This window comes from Nonomuraea sp. NPDC026600 (assembly GCF_040638335.1).
Lineage (GTDB): Bacteria > Actinomycetota > Actinomycetes > Streptosporangiales > Streptosporangiaceae > Nonomuraea.
This window is the reverse complement of the sequence record NZ_JBEZYD010000004.1, coordinates 394,822-412,607: the sequence shown is the minus strand read 5'-3', so window position 1 is coordinate 412,607 and position 17,786 is coordinate 394,822. Positions and strand designations below refer to the sequence as shown.

Sequence of the window (17,786 nt, the reverse complement as noted above, 5' to 3'; positions counted from 1 at the left end):
CCGCTATTCGGAATAGAAGGTGAATGTATGGCCAACATGCGATCGCTCTTCACCCGGTCCGCCGTGGCCGCGGCCCTGGTCGTCGCCCCGGTGATGGCCCTCGGCGCCGCCGCGTCGGCCGACGCCTCGGCCACCGCCTCCGGGACCGCCGCACGCGTGGCGGTCTGGCAGCCGCCGCTGCGGAGCCGCTGGCAGTACCAGCTCCAGGGCAACTCCGCGTACCCCTCGACCGGCGGCGTCAACGTCGACATCTGCCAGGTCCCGCAGACCGGCGGCGCCTGCGTGAAGCCGACCGTGTTCGACATCGACCTCTACGCGGACGCCGACGTGGTGGGCGACAACTCCACGCTCAACACCGCCGCCGTCACCGCCATCCACGCGAAGGGCGCCAAGGCGATCTGCTACGTCGACGCCGGGTCGATCGAGGACTTCCGGCCCGATTACCAGACGTTCGTCGACTGGGACAACGCCCACGGCAACTCCCTGCTGGGCAAGCCGTTCAGCGACGAGTTCCCGAACGAGCGCTGGGCCAACATCAACAACGACCAGGGCCAGCGCGACTTCCTGCTGTCGATGATGACGGCCCGGGTCGGCAAGTGCGTCCAGGCCGGGTTCGACGGCGTCGAGTTCGACGTGGTGAACGCCCACGAAGAAGGCAAGTCGGTCACCGGTTGGACGGTCACCCCGGCCACCCAGCTCGTCTTCAACCGGGCGCTGGCCGCCATCGGCCATGCCAAGGGCCTGTCGGTGGCGCTGAAGAACGACCTCACCCAGGTGTCCGACCTGGTGGGCGACTTCGACTACGCGGTCAACGAGCAGTGCTTCGAGTTCGACGAGTGCGGCGAGCTCACCCCGTTCATCCAGGCGGGCAAGCCGGTGTTCCAGGTGGAGTACCTGACCTCGCCGTCCAAGTTCTGCGGCAAGGCGGCCACGCTCAACGTCAACGCCATCAAGAAGGCGACGGACTACTCCCTCAAGGATCTGCCCTACAAGCCCTGTAGGTAGCAAGGCGCGGTGGCCCTGCCGAGGGTGGGGCCACCGTTTCACGCCACCGGGTTGGCCAGCGTGCCGATGCCCTCGACGCCCACCTCGACGGTGTCGCCGGAGCGGAGCGAGCGCCTCGGGTCCATGAACTCGCCGCAGCCCCACGGCGTGCCGGTCAGCACGACGTCGCCCGGATCGAGGGTGAAGGCGCGCGAGCAGTGGGCGAGCAGCTCGGCGATGCCGAAGAGCATCTCGGCGGTGCTGGAGTCCTGCACGGTCTCGCCGTTGACGGTCGTCCACAGCCGTAGCGACTGCGGGTCGTCGAGCTCGTCGGGCGTCACGATGGCCGGGCCCAGCGGGCAGAAGGTGTCCAGGCTCTTGCCGCGGGTCCACTGCCCGTCGGCGAACTGCAGGTCGCGGGCCGAGACGTCGTTGGCGACGGTGTAACCGGCCACGCCGGCCAGCGCCTCCCGCGGGCTCGCGCGGCGCAGCGGCGTCCCGATGACGGCGGCCAGCTCGACCTCCCAGTCCACCCGCTCGGTCAGGTCGCCGTCGATGACGATCGGCTCGCCGGGGCCGATCACGCTGGACGGGAACTTGGCGAACATCAGCGGCCGCGCCGGCTTGTCCATGCCGGCCTCGCGGATGTGGTCGAGGTAGTTGAGCCCGATCGCCACGATCTTGCCGGGCTGTACCGGCGCGTCGGGCACCGCGCCGGGCAGGGGCCGGGCCGCCGAAGCGGAAAGCCGCCGCATCTCGTCGGGCCCCTCGGCCAGTACCGCTCGCATCGGGGTGCCGGGTGGGACGTCGAGGGCGTACCAGAGCTCATCGCGCTGCACCGCGGCGAACCGGGTCTCGCCGACCCGTGCTGTGCCGAGTCTCATGTCTGCTCCAATTCCGCTATACAGAATGCAATTCCGAATCTATGAAAGGACATCAGCAACCCTGAGCACGTGTCAAGGGGTCTTTGGAACATTCCAGACCATCAGCCCGGGATCGGCTGAGTTTCCGAATGGCAGAATGCCCCTGCGTATGGCGGAACCAATGCTACCTTCGGAGCGGACTCGCGACAGAGGAGGGCATCATGCGCGGACTGGCCGGGAAGCGGGTGCTGATCAGTGGTGGCAGCAGCGGCATCGGCGCCGCCACCGCCCGCAGATTCCTGGAGGAAGGCGCCCGGGTCGTGCTCGGCGGCCTCCGCGAAGCCGAGGTGGGCCAGGCGGTGGCCGACCTCGCCCCGCTCGGCGAGGTGAGCGGGCTGGCGGGCGACGTCAGCTCGGCGGCCGACGTCACCCGGCTGGTGGACGGCGCGATCGCGACGATGGGCGGGATCGACGTCCTGATCAACAACGCGGGCATCGCGTGGCGCGAGCCGTTCCTGGAGATCACGCCCGATCATTGGGACCGGATCGTCTCGGTGAACCTGCGGGGGATGTTCCTGGTCGCCCAGGCCGTGGCCAGGCACCTGGTGGAGCGCGGCTCCGGCGGGGTGATCCTCAACATGTCGTCCACGAACGGGCTCGGCGGAGAGGCCGATTACGCACATTACAACGCGTCCAAGGGCGGCGTGCTTCTGCTTTCCAAGACAATGGCCGTGGAGCTCGGAAAGTATGGGATCCGGGTCAATTCCATTTGTCCTGGATATATCAAGACTCCATTGAATTCTGCGATCTCGTCCGGGCTGGCCGATGATTTCGTGTCGGCGTACGAGCGCGACCACATCCCCCTCGGCAGGGCCGGACTGGCCGAGGAGGTCGCGGCCGGATACGCCTTCCTGGCCTCGGATGACGCGTCCTTCATCCACGGCACCGAGCTGGTCATCGACGGCGGGCAACTCGCCATCATGTGAGGCATTTTCTCGGCAATCGCCGCCAATTACCTGCGCGTGGACTTCCCCGTGAATCCGCGATCTCATATCTCCGCTGGTATCACCGATCAGGGAGAGGTCGATGCGGAGAATATTGGGAATTGCCGTGGCTTTCGCGGTCACGATCGGCCTCGCCGCCGTGCCCGCAGCCACGGCGGCGAGTGCCCCACCGCGAGCCGTGGAGATCACCCGCTTCCTCGGCGAGCAGCGACTGCCGCACAAGATGCCCTACGCCGGCACCACGGTGGGCGGCCTGTCCGGCCTCGACCGCGACCCGCGCACCGGCACCTGGTACCTGATCTCCGACGACCGCGGCCGCTACGGCCCGGCCCGCTTCTACACCGGGCGTTTCGACATCGACCGTACGACCGGCGCCTTCACGGGGGTGCACCTCACCGCGGCCAACACCCTCCTGCGCCCCGACGGGAGCACCTACCCCCCGTACGGCAAGCCCGAGGCCGCCGACCCCGAGTCCATCCGCTACGACCCGTCGACCCGGCGGCTGCTGTGGGGCGACGAAGGCGACCGGCCGGACGCCGGCCACCCGGACATCCCGCTGTCCGGCCTGTACGTCCACCGGGCGGGCACCCAGGGGCGGCAGACCGACGACCTGCCGATGCCCGCCAACCTGCGCATGACCGGCACGGACAACGGGCCCAGGCGTAACTTCGGCATCGAGGGCCTGGCCATCACCCCGCGCGCGATCACGGCCATGACCGAGGGCCCGCGGTTCGAGGACGGGGAGCCGCCGACCGTCGAGCACGGCGCGGAGGCCCGCCTCACCGTGTGGGACCGTTTCGGCGGCTCGCCGCGCGCCCAGTACGTCTACCGCGTCGACCCGCTGCCCACCGCCCCCGTCCCGCCGACCGGGCATACCGACAGCGGGGTCTCGGAGATCCTCGCGATCGACGACCATCGGTTCCTGGCTCTGGAACGCTCCTGGCTCGAAGGCGTCGGCTACCGGGTGAAGCTGTACGAGATCGACCTGAGCGGCGCCACGAACGTGCTGGACAGGGACAGCCTGTTCACCGGCGCGCCGTACCGCGCGGTGTCCAAGCACCTGGTCGCCGACCTCGACGAGGTCCGGACGCCGGTACAGAACCTGGAGAGCCTCGCCTGGGGACCGCGGCTGCGTACCGGCGAGTGCACGCTGGTGATCGGGTCCGACGACAACTTCGACGCCGAGGAGACGACGCAGTTCCTGGCCTTCGCCACCCGGACCTGCTGAACACGCTTCTCAAAACGATGAAGCGTCAAGGGACGCCTGGTCACCCCAACTAGCCTGGCTTTTTATGACGTATGGGCCGCAACAGCCACAATTCCCGCCGCAGCAGTTCAACGCCCCTTATCCCCAGCAGCAGCCGCCTCCCGTGGTGATCGACGTCGGTGCGGACGCCAAGGTGAAGGCGCTGATCGGTGGCTCCGTGGCGGGGGTCATCGGGCTCTTCGCGATCGTGTCGGCGCTCACCGGCCAGGTGACGGGCGGCGGCGGGAGCACCGTCGTCGCCGGGCTGTTCGGGCTGCTCTTCCTGACCATCGGCGCCCTGCCGATCATCACGTGGCGCAAGCTCAGCCGCCCCCGCAAGCTGGTCTTCGACGGCTACGGCGTCCGCTGGGACGATCCCCAGGGCAAGCCGTGGGCCGCGCCATGGGCCGAGCTGGCGGGGGTGGGCATCTCGCGCACCCAGCAGCGCCGCGTCAAGCTCGCCGACTACATCATGCGCAAGGTGATGGTGCGCCTGGACCTCTTCCCGGCCGACCCCGGCTTCCGCGCCCGCCACCCGGAGCTGGAGCACCTGTGGGAGTTCCACACGGTCAAGAACGGCTACAGGCTCCCGCTCGGGTCCAACCCCAAGTACATCCCGGTCATCGAGCAGGCGATGCGGCAGTATCGTCCCGCCGCGTACCTGGGCATCCGCGACGAGGGTTTCATGGTCGGCCTGGTCTAGCGCGGACGGGAGAGGCGATGGGCGGCCAGGAGGAGGGAGAGCAGGCCGACCGCGGCGGTGACGGTGAGCTCCATGAGGACGGGCGAGTGACCGGCGGTGGGCTCCTGCGGCGCGAGGTAGGGGGCGATGGTCCGCCGGAGCAGGTCGACCACGTAGGTGAGCGGGTTGGCCACCATGAGAGCGGTCAGCCAGCCGGGCAGGCCCCCCATCGGGAACAGCGCGCCCGACAGGAACGTCATAGGCGTCAGCGTGAACCCTATGACCGCGTGGAAGGTCGGCGCCGGGGCGATGACCACGGCCAGCAGGGTGACGAACGCGGTCATGGCGAACGCGAGCAGCGCCATCTCGGCGACCAGCTGGATCATCAGCTCGGGCGCGTACGGGATGTGCGCCGGCCCCGCCAGGCCCAGGACGAGCACGCCCTGGAAGGTGGCGACCGTGGAGCCGCCCGCGCACCGACCGGCCAGCAGGCTCACCCGGTGGACGGGCGCGACCAGCATCTCTCTGAGGAAACCGGCCTCGCGGTCGACCGCGATGGAGGCGCCGATGGCGATCGCGGGCGCCTGGACGGTCATCATCAGCACGCCGGGGAACAGGTAGGTGAGATAACCGCCGTGGACCGGCAGCATGGCGGCGAACCCGGTGCCGAGGACCATCAGGTAGACGACCGGCTGGGCCAGCGCCATGAGCAGGCGGGCGGGGTTGCGGGCGGAGTGGAGCAGCTCCCGCCGCCACACCACATGGGCGGCCCGCGCCTCCCACAGGAGCCGGTGCAGGAGACGCGACGAGGTGGTGAGGCCGGCGCTCGCGGTCACGGCGACACCCCCGGACGCGCCGCGCCGTCCAAGGTCCGGCCGGTGTAGCGCAGGAACACCTCGTCCAGGCTGGGCCGGCGTACCTCGATCGAGTGCACGGGCACCCGCAGCACGGTGCACACCCAGGGGATGGCGGTGGCCGCGTCGGTCACCTGGACGTACAGGCCGTCCGGCCCCCACGCGCTGACCAGGCCCAGGTAGTCGGACAGCGTGGCGGCCGCGGCCTGGTCGTCGCCGGTGCGCAGGTGGATGCGGTCCGTGCCGATCAGCCGCTTGAGCGCGGCCGGCGAGTCGTCGGCGACCACGCGGCCCCGGTCGACCATGGCGATGTGGTCGCAGTATTCGGCCTCCTCCAGGTAATGGGTGGTGAGGAACACGGTGATGGCCCGGCGCTGGCGCAACTCGCGCAGGTGCTCCCAGATCTCCGCGCGGGCCTGCGGGTTCAGGCCCACCGTGGGTTCGTCGAGGAACAGCACCCCCGGCTCGTGCAGCAGCCCGCGGGCGATCTCCAGGAGGCGTCTCACGCTGTCGGACAGCGTGCGGACCAGCGAGTCGCCGAGGCCGGTCAGGCCCACGAGGTCCGCGGCCTCGGCCACCCGGCGGCGCGCGTCGTGCTTGCCCAGGCCGTACAGCGTGGCGTGGAAGGCGAGGTATTCGCGGACGGTCAGGTCGGTGTCGACGGTCGGCTCCTGGAAGACCAGGCCGATGCGGCGGCGTACCTCCTTCGGGTCGTCGCGTACGTCGATGCCCGCGACGAGCGCCCGGCCGCCGCTGGGGCGCAGCAGCGTGCACAGCATCGAGATCGTGGTGGACTTGCCCGCCCCGTTGGGTCCGAGGAAGCCGAACATCTCGCCGGCCTCGACGTCCAGGCTGATCCCGCACACCGCGCGCATGCCTTGGTAGGACTTGCGCAGCGCGCGGGTGTGGATCGTCCCCGGCCTCATGGCGCGGTGGTCGGGGCCGCGACGGTCATGATCGGCCGGTAGTAGCCGGCCGCGTAGGGCTCGCCGACCGGCTGCCCGTTCACCTGCACCCAGGCGTGCGCGCGGAACGGCTCGACGCGCACCCCCGCGCACCAGGTGGGCCAGGTGCCCCGCAGCCGGCACAGGATGGCCGTCGCCAGCGAGCGCTGCAGGCAGGCGGGCCCGGCGCAGCGCGCGCTGACCGCCACCACGTCGTCCCTGGCGGCCAGAGCCTGCGCGGCCGTCGCGGCGACGGCGCCGCGCCGGATCACCTGCAACACGCACCGGAGCCGGTACGGGGTGAGCGCGGTCAGCGCCCGCGCCGCGGCGACGGCCAGCAACGCCGCGGGGGTCCGGACGAGCGGCGGCCAGGCGCGTTGCTCGCGGGTCATCGGGTGGCTCATGACATCACCAGTCCCGCTCGGCGCAGGGCCGCCAGCAGGCCGGCGACATCGTGGTCCGCCTGCTCGGCGGAGAGCCCCGGGTGGTTGCCGGTCAGCCTCTTGGCCACCTCGCCCGGAGCGGCGCCGCAGAGCAGGGCGCGCAGGACCAGCGTGGCGGTGGCGTTGAGCTGCCAGTAGCGGCCGGTGCGCTCGTCGAGCAGCACCATGCCGTTGATGGAGTGCGCGGCGGACACGTCGCCGCGCAGGCTGAAGGGCATCACGAATCTCCCGTGGTCATGGCCGGCATCCGAAGGGGGGTCAGTGAGCGCAGCCATATCTCGCAGGCCAGCGTCTGCGACAGGGGTCCCATGACGTGTGGCAGCGGGTGCACGCCGAGCAGGGCGGCACGCAGGACGCCGGGGTCGATCAGACCGAGCCGGCCGAGCTCCGACGCGTCGAACAGCTCCAGCACGCCGTCACGATGGCGCCGCCATCCGGCATAGAAGTCGGCGCTGTATTCGCCCTTGGTCGAGCGCTCCAGCATCTCGTACGGCACGATGCCGGCCATCGACGCCGCCAGCAGCGGCTTGCAGCGCCCGAGACCGGCGCGCTGGTCCAGCCGCACCGAAAGCGCGGCCTCGATCACGGCGTCATCCAGGTAGGGCGCGGCGTACGGGAGTCCCAGCCGGGAGGTGGCCTGGTCGATCTGACGCAGCCCGGCCCCGCCGGTCCGCGCGTGGAGCAGGGCCTGGTGCTGGGCGCGCCGCGGCGACAGCGGCGCCGGCCGCGCGGCGGCGATCCCGGCCAGCACGTCGCGGGCCGCGTTGACGGCGCCGGGGGTGGCCCAGGGCGGCATGCGCAGCGGTGGTCCCCAGGCCATCGAGTGCGGGTCAGGGGTCGCGGGCGCGGTGCGCAGATCGGCGGCGCCGCGGCCCAGCCAAGCCGGGTGGTCGGTGCGGTCGGTCACCGCCCGCAGCATCCGCCACCAGGAGGTCCGCCAGCGGGCCTGGCGGGCGCGCAGGTGCGCGGGCGCGGTGAACGGGCGCTCTCTGACCAGGTCGTGGAGGTAGGGCGGAAGGGGCGAGAACAGCTCGTCGCCGCCGACCCCCATCAGGTGCAGCCGGGAGCCGGCGGTGCCCAGCCGCCAGGACAGGTCGGCCAGCCGCGCCGCGTCGCGGACCCAGCCCGACGGCTCCTCCATCGCCGGCTGGGACTCGGTCAGGCCGGCGAACCACAGCGGGAGCTCGTCGTTGCCGATGACGAGGTGCGTGGCCGCCGACAGGGCGGTGGCCGCGCGGAAGGCCCAGGCCGGGTCGTCGTTGCCCGGATCCATGCCCTCGCAGTGCACGGTGATCAGGCTTGCCGGGCCGCGGGCGGCCAGGAAGCAGAGGCTGGTGGAGTCGAGTCCGCCGGACAGGTCGGCGGAGATCGTGCCGCCGTCCGCGGTGCAGGTGTCCACGGCGCCGGTCAGCGCCTCTCGGAGGGTGGCCGCCCCCTCGGCCAGGGGGAGGGTTGGTTCGGGAGGGTGCCACCAGGTGCGGACGCGGGTCGTGCCGTCGGGTTCGATCAGCAGTGTCCGGTCGGGGGGCAGGCAGGTGACGTCGCGCCACACGGCGAGGTCCTGCAACGGGGCGACCGCCCCGCTCGGGAGCAGCCGGGTGGCCAGCGCCTGCTCGTTGATCCGCCCGCCGGTCGCCCACGCGAGCACGTCGGAGCGGCTGGCGGCCACCGTCACACCGCGTACGCGGGCATGGAAGACCCGCCGCACGGCCGAGGCGGTGCCGCGCACCGCCGTCCTGCCGTCGATCGAGGCGGCCAGGTGGAAGCTGCCCGCCAGCCCCGCGACGACATATTCGATCCGATCGACGTCGGATATCCGATCCAGCCGCCGGGCCAGGTCGGTGGCGGTGACCGGGCAGCGCCCGATCACCGCCACCCGCGCCGCTCCCACGGCCGCCAGACGGATCTGGTGGCCGGGCCAGTCGCCGATCAACCACGGCCGCCCGGAGGCGTGCTCGATCACCTGACCGGCCCTGGGGAGCAGCACGCCCGCCGCGGCAAGACCTGCTTCACCGTCAGGGAGTACGGCGAACCACATCTCACCCAGCACGGTCGCTCCCGCCCGTCAGCCGGAGAACCACTGAAACGGATTGGGGGGCCAGTCGATGACGAAGCCCGACGGGTACCCGCACGTGACCTCGGCGAAATCGCCGACCTCAACCAGGGCGGGCGGCTCGTACGCCGCTGGTGCGTGCATGACCCTTCTCCTTTCAGAGATGATGGCCGGACACGACCTGTCTACCTATCCGGCATCGCTACTGACAGTAGCTATTCGGTTACTAATAGCGATGACCATAGTCACGGTTTCTGTGCCGGTCCGCTACTGGTCGCAGCGGGTTGGGGACGGGCACGCAGCGCATCTCGCCGCCGTCGGCGCCGAGCCAGCGCAGCAGCAGGTTGGCCTTGGCGGGCACGTGGGAGGCCGCCAGCAGGGCACGGATCCGCGCATGGTCGCCCGCGTACCCGGTCAGCAGATCTCTTGCTCGCGCCCACAGCTCGCCGCCGAGGCCGGCGTGGCGCTCCTCGATCGCCCCGGCGATCTCCCACAGATTGTTGGTCACCAGGCAGGAGACCAGCCGCTCCCAGCCGTAGGCGGCGCCGACGCCCGGGACGGCGGGGTGCCGGTCGGTGACCAGCTTGACGCCCTCGTGGTCGCGGAAGATCGCCTGCGCCGGGGTGCCGGCGGCGTCCACGCCGATGAGCACGTTCTGCAGGTGGCACTCCAGGACCACGCCATGGTGCAGGTACGCGTGCAGGACCGGCGGTACGACGTGCTCGAGGTAGAGCTGCCACCAGGTGAGGGCGCGGTCCTCGTCGAGGCCGTCGAGCGGGTTGCCAGAGAAGCCCTCGCTGATCCCCGCCGCCAGCAGTGCCGTCAGACCGGGCCGCAGGTGCGCTCCCAGGCCGTCGCGGACGATCACCGCCAGCGCCTCGCCGCCGTCGCCGAGGTCCACGGTGCGGTAGCCCCGGTCGGACAGCACGGACGGGCTCGGCAAGTGCGCGGGCAGGTCGTCGAAGACCGCGCGCAGCAGGCCGTCGACGGTGGTCAGCCGGCGCAGGTCGCGGGACCAGAGGCGGCGGACGTCGTTGGTGATCCGGACGTCGAGGCTGAACTTGCAGAACAGGTCCGCGTCCGGCAGGTACACCGTGCGCAGCGATGAGGTCGGCACGGCCACGGCGGCGGTCTCGCCCAGGTACCGCAGCCGCCCGTCGCGCAGGGCGGGCGGGCCGCCCAGCAGCTCCAGTTGCCAGGGGTGGGCGGGCAGCAGGAGGCAGCCATCGGGCGGCGGCGGGCCGAGTCCGTCCAGTGCGGTGGGGTCGCCCTCCTCCAGTACGGCCTCGGGCGGCACACCGAGCAGGGTCAACGGGAAGCGGGCGCGGGCCTCGGGCGCGTAGGGCAGCCAGGAGTCCGGGCCGAGCCCGCCCCGGGCCTTGGGCGCCGGGTGGTAGCGGTGCCCGGCGACCAGGGCCTGCTCGGACCGCAGGAACAGCTCGGTGGGCGAGGTCTGGGCGGGCGCGAACAGGGCGGTCGCCGTGGGCGGGAAAGGCGCGGGGGTCGCCGTCGGCGCTCGGGTGGACAGCAGGGTGGCGACGACGTCCCTGCTCTGGCGGATCTCGCCGGCGAGAGTGCCGTTGGAGACGCCGGTGTACGCGGTCAGCTCCTCGGCGGTCAATGTCACCAGGAGGTCCAGGGACAGGGAGAGCCAGCCGCCTTCTGTGTACAGGGCTGGGTGGCCGGGGTAGCGTCCAGCGCGTACCCGCAGCAGGTGGCCGGTCGTCGGCAGGCGGTAGATCCGGTGGCCGTCGTCCTGGCCGCTCTCGGGCCGGGCCACTTCGCGGACCAGGCAGTTGAGGAGAGCCGTCACCGTGAGAGCGTCGGCGCGGTCGCCGTCCGGGCCGGACCGTAGGGTCGCCTGCGCCGCGTCCGGTCCCTCAGGATGGCGTGTCATCGCAGGCCCCCTCACCAGTCGTATCGGCGACCATACACGGGGTAACTACCCGTTATGAGTATTGAATTGGAGGATCCCCCCCAAGGTCGGGCAGAAGCCGAATTTGCCGCAGAGCTGGCGCGGATCCGGCCCGGCCTGGCCGCCGCCTACGCCGCGGCGCTGCCGGGGGCACGATCCACCGTGCTCGGACTGCTCTGGCGGGGGCTGCTGTACGAGCCGATGCCCGGGTTGGCCGGTCGGGAGTCGGCGCTCGGGCGGATCCGGTTGTCCGACGGGCGGCTGCTCACCGGGCCTCGCCGGTCGCCCTACGACGTGGAGGTGGGCGAGGATGCGGCGGTGCTGCTGGACGGGCGGGTGTACACGCGGCCGGGCGAGCTGGTGGCGGCGCTCGGCCTGCCCGGGGCGGTGCGCTTCGGCGCCGATCTGGAGCGCAGTGTCGCCTCGCTGGCCCTGGCCCGCGCCGGAGCGGGGACGGGAGCGGGGACGGGGGTGGATGAGGGGTCGCTGGAGTGGTTCGAGCAGAGTGTGGTGGACGGGCATCCGTACCATCCGTGCTGCCGTAACCGGCCCGGCGTGTCGGTGGCGGAGCAGTTGGCGTACATGCCCGAGCACCGGCCCGTGGTCGATCTGGACCTGATAGCGGTGCCGGTGTCGCGGTGCGTGGTCGTCGGGGCGTGGCCCGACTGGCTGCGCGACATCGACCGGCTGCTGCTGCCCGCCCACCCGTGGCAGAGCAGGCATGTGCTGCGGGAGCTCGGGCTGCGGCCGTTGGTGGCGGGTGGGATCCCGGCCCGGCCGCTGATCTGCGTACGCACGCTCGCGCCCGTCGGCGGCGGGCCGCATCTCAAGACGGCGTTCTCCACGCGGATGACGTCCAACGTGCGCGACATCTCGCCGGGCTCGGTACGGGACAGCGCGCCGCTCTCGGCCATGCTGGTGGACCTGGCGCGGCGGCTGGACGGGGGGCTGCGGATCACCCGCAACCTGGCCGCGGCCTGCGCGGTGGTGAACGGCGAGCCGAGCGCCGACCTGGCGGTCCTGGTGCGCGAGTCGCCGTCGGAGTACGCGGGCGCGGGGGAGACCGTACTCCCGGTGGCGGCCCTCATCGTCCGGCCCCCGAACGGTGGTCCGCCCCTGATCGGCGGCCTGCCGACCGCCGGGCTGGGGTGGTTGGCGGAGTTCGCCCGGCTGGCGTGGGGGGCGGGGCTGCGGCTGCTGGCGTACGGCGTGACGCTGGAGGCGCACGGGCAGAACCTGCTGGTCGTCCTGGACCGCCGTGGCCGCCCGCTGCGCCTGGTCTACCGGGACCTGGCCGACATCCGGGTCAGCCCCGCGCGCCTGCGCCGCAACGGCCTGACGCCGCCGCCGCTGAGCCCGCGGCTCATCACCGACGATCCGGACGAACTGCACGCCAAGCTGTTCGGCTCGCTCGTCGGCACCACGTTCAGCAGCCTCGTCTCCGCCCTCGGCCAGGGCGACCGGGAGGTGGAGGCGCGGCTGTGGGCGGCGGTGGCGGCGGCGGCCGTCCAGGTGTTCGACGACCTGCCCGCCACCGCCGACACCCGCGCCGACCGGGCGGCGCTGTTCGGCACGGAGCTCGCCGTCAAGGCGCACACGCTGATGCAGCTCGACGGCGGCCCCGCGGGCGATCGCTGGGCCCGGCTCCCCAACCCGCTGTCACAGACCTGACGTGGCACGAACGCTTCAGACGTCGAACGCCACCGGCACCCGGGTCCCCGTACGGGCCGACTCCAGGGCGGCCGTCACCATGGCCAGGCTTCGGATGTTGTCGTGGCACTCGCCCTGCGGCGCCCGCCCGGTGCGCAGCCCGGTCAGGAACTCCTCCAGCCCCTCCGCCAGCCCGCTGAACCGGGGCCGTCCCGGATATCGGTCCGGCTCGGGCGGGTGCCGGCGTGCCTTGTGCCCCTTGGCCGTCTCCACCGTCGGCCGGCCCTCGCCGTCCCAGCGTGCGGTGCCGTGCGATCCGGCGGCTCGCCAGCTTCCGGTCCAGGACGTCGCCTGGCCGGGCGCGGACCAGCTCCCCGTGAACGTGTAGCGCAGCCCGCCGGTCATCTCGAAGATCGCCGTGGCGGAGCAGGCACCGGAGTACCAGGTCCACGGCGGCCGGAACGACTCGCAGTAGGCGCTGACCGGATCGGCCCCCGACACCGCGCGGGCCGCGTCGAACAGGTGGATCGCCATGTCCTGTAACAGGGGGTGCTCCAGCGCGGAAAGGAACGGAGGCCCCTCGTACGGCATGAAGAACTCCGAGGTCAGCAGCCCGAGCGGCCCGAGCTCGGCCACCGTCCGGCGGAAGGCCACCAGGTTCGGCAGGAAGCGGCGGTTCTGGTTGACCGCGAACAGCCGCCGCGCCCGGTCCGCCGCGCTCACCATGGTGCGCGCCTCGTCCAGTGTGATCGACATCGGCTTCTCGCTGAGCACCGACACCCCGCGCTCCAGGGCGGTGACGGTCACCTCGCGATGAGCCTCGGGCACGGTGCAGTTGACGATGAAGTCGGGCTCCTCGCCGTCGAGCACGGCGGTGAGCGAGGCGCTGACGGGCAGCCCGTCCAGGCCGAGGGTCGCGGCGGCGGCGCGGGCGCGTTCCTCGGCCACGTCCACCCAGCCCACCAGTTCGGTGCCGGGATGGGCCAGCAGCTCCGGTGCCCATTGGCCGCCGATGAACCCGGCGCCGACCACCACGGCCCGCAGCGGACGGTCCTCGTCGAGGGTGATGAAGGTCATGCGGCTCCTACCAGGTGATGGGGGTGTGCGCGTTCCGCAGGGGCTCGCCGACGCCGGACGGGGGTGCGGCCCACAGCACCGCGTTGGCCAGCACGCGCCGTACGTCAGGGTGGTGGTAGACCGGGTGCCCCTGGTCGCCGGGACTGAAGTAGAAGATCCGGCCCAGGCCACGGCGGTAGCAGCAGCCGCTGCGGAACACCTCGCCGCCGCTGAAGTTGCTGATGAAGACCAGCTCGTCGGGGTCGGGGATGCCGAACGGCTCGCCGTACGTCTCCTGCTCGCCGATGACCAGCGGCTGGGGCACGCCCTGGGCGATGGGGTGGCCGGGGGCGGTCGTCCAGACCAGCTCGCGCTCGGCCGCGTCGCGCCAGGTCAGCGAGCAGGTGGTGCCCATCAGCTTGCGGAAGATCTTCGAGTAGTGGCCCGAGTGCAGCACCAGCAGGCCCATCCCGCCGAGCACGCGCTGATGCACCCGCTCCACGACCTCGTCGGACACCTCCTCGTGGGCCATGTGCCCCCACCAGGTGAGCACGTCGGTCTCGGCGAGGTCCTTCTCCGACAGCCCGTGCTCGGGGTCCTCCAGGATCGCGGTGCGCACCCGTACGCGGTCGCCGAGCCGCTCGGTCAGGCCGGCGGCGATCGCGCCGTGAATGCCGTCCGGGTAGCGCAGGCGTACGTCCTCCTCACGTGGCTCGTGGTAGTTCTCGCTCCAGACCGTGACCTTGACCGGCATCCGCTTGCCTCCCCGAGGGGCCGGGTGGCCCTCTGATGTCGGTTTAGTGCCCTGTGTGCTGCTCGGGCACACCGGCCCGCTGAGGCCGGGCGATGGTCAGGAGGGTTGCCCGTGCCAGTCGATGCCGTGCCTACGCAGCCACTCGACGTCGCGCTCCTGGATCTCCGGGTTGACCTTCCCGGTGGGCGTGCGGGTGCCGCCTCTGCCGCCGAAGTGGGTGGCGAGCTCATCGCCGACGTCGAGGACGACCTTCTCGTAGTCGGGCTGCCAGCGCATCAGCGTTCGCCTGCCGCATTCGGGGCACAACCATTCTTCGGTCCCTGAGTCGGAGACCCCGACCATGACCATCTCGTGCGTCGCAGTCACCGCGCACTCCTTGTCTTCATCGGGCGTTTACCCGGTGATTCGTCCGGTATTCGAGGCCCGCCGGACATAAATTCGTGGGGATTTCAGGGAGTGAATCCAGGTAGCGCCGCTGGCCGTAAAACACGGCCACTTCCGGCCTGTGGCGCGGGCGTCGTCGCCGACGGCCTTTCCCCGATGATGAGCGGAAAGCCGCATGTTGCCCAGGAGCGCCTATGTCCACGATTGAGACTCCGGAATCCCCGCAACGCCTCGACGAGCCGCCGGTCATCGCGGAGCCGGCCCGCCGCCGGTGGCTGACCGCGGGAGCCGGCTCGGCCGTCGCGCTCGTCGCCCTGGCCGCGGCCGGGTACGGCATCTTCCAGACCGTGTCGGCCAAGCCCGCCGAGCCGTACGGCGGGACGCCGCCCTGGTCCGTCCCCGACGACCCGGCCCCCGGGATGAAGGCCGCCGGTCTCACCGCCGGGCCGATGGGCACCGCCGAGCACTACCACGCCCATGTGAACATCTTCGTCGACGGCAAGGCGGTGGAGGTTCCGGCCAACATCGGGATCGACGGGGAGGACATGACCCCCGTGCACACCCATGATTCCCGCGGGGTGATCCACGTCGAGTCACGGGGCAAGGGCGAGGTCTACACCCTCGGCCAGATCTTCGAGCAATGGGGCGTCACCCTCTCGCCGAACCAGCTCGGCGCGCTGCGGACCGGCAACGGCAAGGTCCTCACGACCCAGGTCGACGGCAAGCCGTTCACCGGCGACCCGGCGTCCATCGTGATCAAGGCGCACGAGCAGATCTCACTCGTGTACGGCGTGCCGGACCCGTCCTTCACCCCGCCGAGCAGCTTCTCGTTCAAGCCGGACGAGTAGTCAGCCCGATCACCGGCGCCTATGTGGGACGGACCGGGATCCCAGGATTCCAGACCTACTGGTTTCCCTCCTTTGCCGGTGGAGGCGGAGGAGCGGCACAGTTGGCGCATGACACAGAGATCATGGGGCCGCTTCGTCGGGCACTACGTGGAAATGGTCATCGCGATGTTCGTCGGGATGTTCGCGCTCGGCTTCCTGCTGGACGCCGTCGGGCTCAGTCCGTCGTACGGGAAGGATCCCGAGCTCGCCTACCTGGTCATGGCCTTCGACATGTCCGTCGGCATGGCCGCCTGGATGCGCTTCCGCGGCCACGGCTGGGCCGGCACGCTGGAGATGTGCGCCGCCATGTTCGTCCCCGTCGTGCCGCTGTTCCCGCTGCTGTGGATGGGGGTCATCGACGGGATGGGGCTGATGATGGCCGCGCACGTGGCGATGTTCCCGCTCATGCTGCTGGCGATGCTGCGGCGGCGCGACGAGTACACCCACGCCCACGCGCACTGAACCGGCTGGCGCTTTGAGCAAGCGTTTGGTTTGATCACGGTATGGACGACCGTGAGATCGCCGACCGCCTCCAGATCGCCGACGTGCTGGCCCGGTACGCCCGCGCCGTCGACTCGGGCGAGTGGGACCTGCTCGACGAGGTGTTCACCCCTGACGCGGTGATCGACTACACCTCGGCGGGCGGCATCCGCGGCACGCGTGCCGAGATCAAGACCTGGCTGACCGACGTCCTGTCCGGCTGGCCCGGCCGGCTGCACCTGATCGGCGCCATCAGGATCGTCTTCGAGTCCGGCGAGGCCCGCGTGAGCGCGGCGTTCGCCGACACCCTCGCTCCCTCGCGCGAGCTGGTCTCCGCCGACAGCAAGGGGCTGATCCAGGGCGGCGGCTGGTACCACCACCGGATGGTGCGCACCGCCGGCGGCTGGGGGAGCCGCGAACTCGTGGAGGAGCAGTCCTGGCGCACCATCCGCTGACCCGGGTCCGGCGCCGCTCAATGCGTGTTGATCAGCACGGCGCCGGTGCTGCCGCGGGGGGTCAGCCTGGCCGCCTGGTCCTCGAACGGAGGCACGCTCTCGCCCGCGATCAGGGCCAGCAGCCGCTGGGCGGCGTGCGCGCCGTACGCCGGGATGTCGCGGGTGAGCGCGGTGAGCGGCGGGCGGACGACCTGGGACAGCGGGGAGTCGTCCCAGGCGACGATCGACAGGTCGCGCGGCACGTCGAGCCGCATCTCCTGGGCGACGGACAGGCCCGCCACCGCCATGATGTCGTTGTCGTAGACGATCGCGGTGGGCCGCTCCGCCGAGCTGAGCAGCCGCCTGGTCGCCCTGGCGCCCTCCTCGCCGGTGTAGTCGGTGTGCACGGTCACGTGCTGGGCCGCGCCCGCGCACGACTCCGCGAACGCCTGGTCGCGCACGGCCGTGTGGACCAGCTTGGACAGTCCGGCGACCCGGGCGATGCGGCGGTGCCCGAGCGCGACGAGGTAGGCGATGGTCTCGCGGATCGCCTCGCCGTCGTCGGACCAGACCGCGGGCAGCGAGCCCGCCGCGGCGGGGTGGCCGATCACCACGGCCGGCATGCCCAGCCGCTCCATGGCGGGCACCCGGGTATCGGAGTAACGCAGGTCGACGAGGAAGGCGCCGTCCGTCCGGCGCTCGCCCCACCAGCGCCGGTACACCTCTATCTCCTGCTGGTGGTCGGTGACGACCTGGAGCATCAGGGCGTAGGAGCGGTCCGCGAGCACGCCCTCGATACCGCTGATGAGCTCCATGAAGAACGGCTCGACGCCCAGGAAGCGCGCGGGACGGCACAGCGCGAGCCCCACGGTGTGGGCCCTGGCACCGTTCAGCGCGCGGGCGGCGCTGTTGGGCTGCCAGCCGATCTCCTCGGCGATGGCGACGATCCGCGCGCGAGTCGCCTCCGAAACCCCCGGCTGCCCGTTGAGCGCGTAGGAGACCGCCACCTTGGAGACTCCCGCACGGCTGGCGATGTCGGCGATCGTCGGTCGCTTCACGAGACCCCCTTGTGAACCGGTTATCTGACCACACTCTAGGACACCCACACCGTATGACCAGCGATGCTTTCCCAAGGCAGGATCCGCGGTCAGAA

20 protein-coding genes are annotated in these 17,786 nt (G+C 71.4%); 8 read left to right on the top strand and 12 right to left on the bottom strand.

The annotated features are described in order from the left end of the window. Positions 1-27 precede the first annotated feature (27 nt). Positions 28-1,005, top strand: coding sequence for an endo alpha-1,4 polygalactosaminidase (locus AB0F17_RS12180; protein ID WP_358020414.1), 978 nt, complete (start codon positions 28-30; stop codon positions 1,003-1,005). A 38-nt stretch (positions 1,006-1,043) separates the two neighbouring features. Here AB0F17_RS12180 and AB0F17_RS12175 read toward each other — a convergent pair whose 3' ends face one another. Next, entirely contained in the window at positions 1,044-1,868 is an 825-nt protein-coding gene (locus AB0F17_RS12175; protein ID WP_358020411.1) for a fumarylacetoacetate hydrolase family protein, read from the bottom strand. Positions 1,869-2,068: 200 nt separating this feature from the next. On the opposite strand from AB0F17_RS12175, the gene AB0F17_RS12170 reads away from it, so the two are divergent. From AB0F17_RS12170 to AB0F17_RS12160, 3 genes are all read left to right on the top strand, one after another. Further along, positions 2,069-2,833, top strand: a complete 765-nt coding sequence (locus tag AB0F17_RS12170; protein ID WP_358020408.1) for an SDR family oxidoreductase — start codon at positions 2,069-2,071, stop codon at positions 2,831-2,833. Between the two features lie 100 nt (positions 2,834-2,933). Continuing rightward, entirely contained in the window at positions 2,934-4,079 is a 1,146-nt protein-coding gene (locus tag AB0F17_RS12165) for an esterase-like activity of phytase family protein (RefSeq protein ID WP_358020405.1), read from the top strand. A 64-nt stretch (positions 4,080-4,143) separates the two neighbouring features. Further along, on the top strand, positions 4,144-4,800 hold the full coding sequence (locus tag AB0F17_RS12160; RefSeq protein WP_358020403.1) for a hypothetical protein: 657 nt from the start codon (positions 4,144-4,146) through the stop codon (positions 4,798-4,800). On the opposite strand, the gene AB0F17_RS12155 is transcribed toward AB0F17_RS12160, so the two are convergent. From AB0F17_RS12155 to AB0F17_RS12125, 7 genes are all read right to left on the bottom strand, one after another. Beyond that, positions 4,797-5,615, bottom strand: a complete 819-nt coding sequence (locus tag AB0F17_RS12155) for an ABC transporter permease (RefSeq protein ID WP_358020401.1) — start codon at positions 5,613-5,615, stop codon at positions 4,797-4,799. The genes AB0F17_RS12160 and AB0F17_RS12155 overlap by 4 nt on opposite strands. Further along, positions 5,612-6,559: an ABC transporter ATP-binding protein gene (locus AB0F17_RS12150; protein ID WP_358020398.1), complete on the bottom strand. Its 948-nt coding sequence runs from the start codon at positions 6,557-6,559 to the stop codon at positions 5,612-5,614. Before AB0F17_RS12150 ends, AB0F17_RS12155 begins: the two co-directional genes overlap by 4 nt. Continuing rightward, the gene (locus AB0F17_RS12145) at positions 6,556-6,981 is read right to left on the bottom strand and encodes a lasso peptide biosynthesis B2 protein (RefSeq protein WP_358020395.1); all 426 of its coding nucleotides are present in this window, start codon (positions 6,979-6,981) and stop codon (positions 6,556-6,558) included. The genes AB0F17_RS12150 and AB0F17_RS12145 overlap by 4 nt, the downstream gene beginning before the upstream one ends. Next, positions 6,978-7,238: a lasso peptide biosynthesis PqqD family chaperone gene (locus tag AB0F17_RS12140; protein ID WP_358020392.1), complete on the bottom strand. Its 261-nt coding sequence runs from the start codon at positions 7,236-7,238 to the stop codon at positions 6,978-6,980. The genes AB0F17_RS12145 and AB0F17_RS12140 overlap by 4 nt, the downstream gene beginning before the upstream one ends. Beyond that, a complete protein-coding gene (locus AB0F17_RS12135; protein WP_358020389.1) occupies positions 7,238-9,070 on the bottom strand; it encodes an asparagine synthase-related protein in 1,833 nt (610 codons plus the stop codon). The genes AB0F17_RS12140 and AB0F17_RS12135 overlap by 1 nt, the downstream gene beginning before the upstream one ends. A gap of 15 nt (positions 9,071-9,085) precedes the next feature. Next, complete coding sequence (locus AB0F17_RS12130) at positions 9,086-9,217, bottom strand: lasso RiPP family leader peptide-containing protein (protein WP_358020386.1); 132 nt, start codon at positions 9,215-9,217, stop codon at positions 9,086-9,088. 82 nt (positions 9,218-9,299) lie between these two features. Next, positions 9,300-10,970 carry an IucA/IucC family protein gene (locus AB0F17_RS12125; protein WP_358020383.1) on the bottom strand — a complete coding sequence of 557 codons (1,671 nt, stop codon included), beginning with the start codon at positions 10,968-10,970 and terminating at the stop codon, positions 9,300-9,302. Between the two features lie 54 nt (positions 10,971-11,024). Here AB0F17_RS12125 and AB0F17_RS12120 point away from each other — a divergent pair, with 54 nt between their 5' ends. Then, positions 11,025-12,659, top strand: a complete 1,635-nt coding sequence (locus tag AB0F17_RS12120; RefSeq protein ID WP_358020380.1) for an IucA/IucC family protein — start codon at positions 11,025-11,027, stop codon at positions 12,657-12,659. 15 nt (positions 12,660-12,674) lie between these two features. On the opposite strand, the gene AB0F17_RS12115 is transcribed toward AB0F17_RS12120, so the two are convergent. From AB0F17_RS12115 to AB0F17_RS12105, 3 genes are all read right to left on the bottom strand, one after another. After that, entirely contained in the window at positions 12,675-13,715 is a 1,041-nt protein-coding gene (locus AB0F17_RS12115) for a Gfo/Idh/MocA family oxidoreductase (protein WP_358020377.1), read from the bottom strand. 7 nt (positions 13,716-13,722) lie between these two features. Then, positions 13,723-14,448, bottom strand: a complete 726-nt coding sequence (locus AB0F17_RS12110; protein WP_358020374.1) for a ThuA domain-containing protein — start codon at positions 14,446-14,448, stop codon at positions 13,723-13,725. Between the two features lie 96 nt (positions 14,449-14,544). Then, a complete protein-coding gene (locus AB0F17_RS12105) occupies positions 14,545-14,814 on the bottom strand; it encodes a hypothetical protein (protein WP_358020371.1) in 270 nt (89 codons plus the stop codon). Positions 14,815-15,026: 212 nt separating this feature from the next. On the opposite strand from AB0F17_RS12105, the gene AB0F17_RS12100 reads away from it, so the two are divergent. The 3 genes from AB0F17_RS12100 to AB0F17_RS12090 all read left to right on the top strand — a co-directional run bounded on the left by AB0F17_RS12100 (position 15,027) and on the right by AB0F17_RS12090 (position 16,654). Next, complete coding sequence (locus AB0F17_RS12100; protein WP_358020368.1) at positions 15,027-15,680, top strand: hypothetical protein; 654 nt, start codon at positions 15,027-15,029, stop codon at positions 15,678-15,680. Positions 15,681-15,788: 108 nt separating this feature from the next. Then, on the top strand, positions 15,789-16,181 hold the full coding sequence (locus AB0F17_RS12095; RefSeq protein WP_358020365.1) for a hypothetical protein: 393 nt from the start codon (positions 15,789-15,791) through the stop codon (positions 16,179-16,181). A gap of 41 nt (positions 16,182-16,222) precedes the next feature. Further along, entirely contained in the window at positions 16,223-16,654 is a 432-nt protein-coding gene (locus AB0F17_RS12090) for a nuclear transport factor 2 family protein (RefSeq protein WP_358020362.1), read from the top strand. Between the two features lie 17 nt (positions 16,655-16,671). On the opposite strand, the gene AB0F17_RS12085 is transcribed toward AB0F17_RS12090, so the two are convergent. Then, positions 16,672-17,691, bottom strand: a complete 1,020-nt coding sequence (locus AB0F17_RS12085; protein WP_358020359.1) for a LacI family DNA-binding transcriptional regulator — start codon at positions 17,689-17,691, stop codon at positions 16,672-16,674. Between the last annotated feature and the right edge of the window lie 95 nt (positions 17,692-17,786).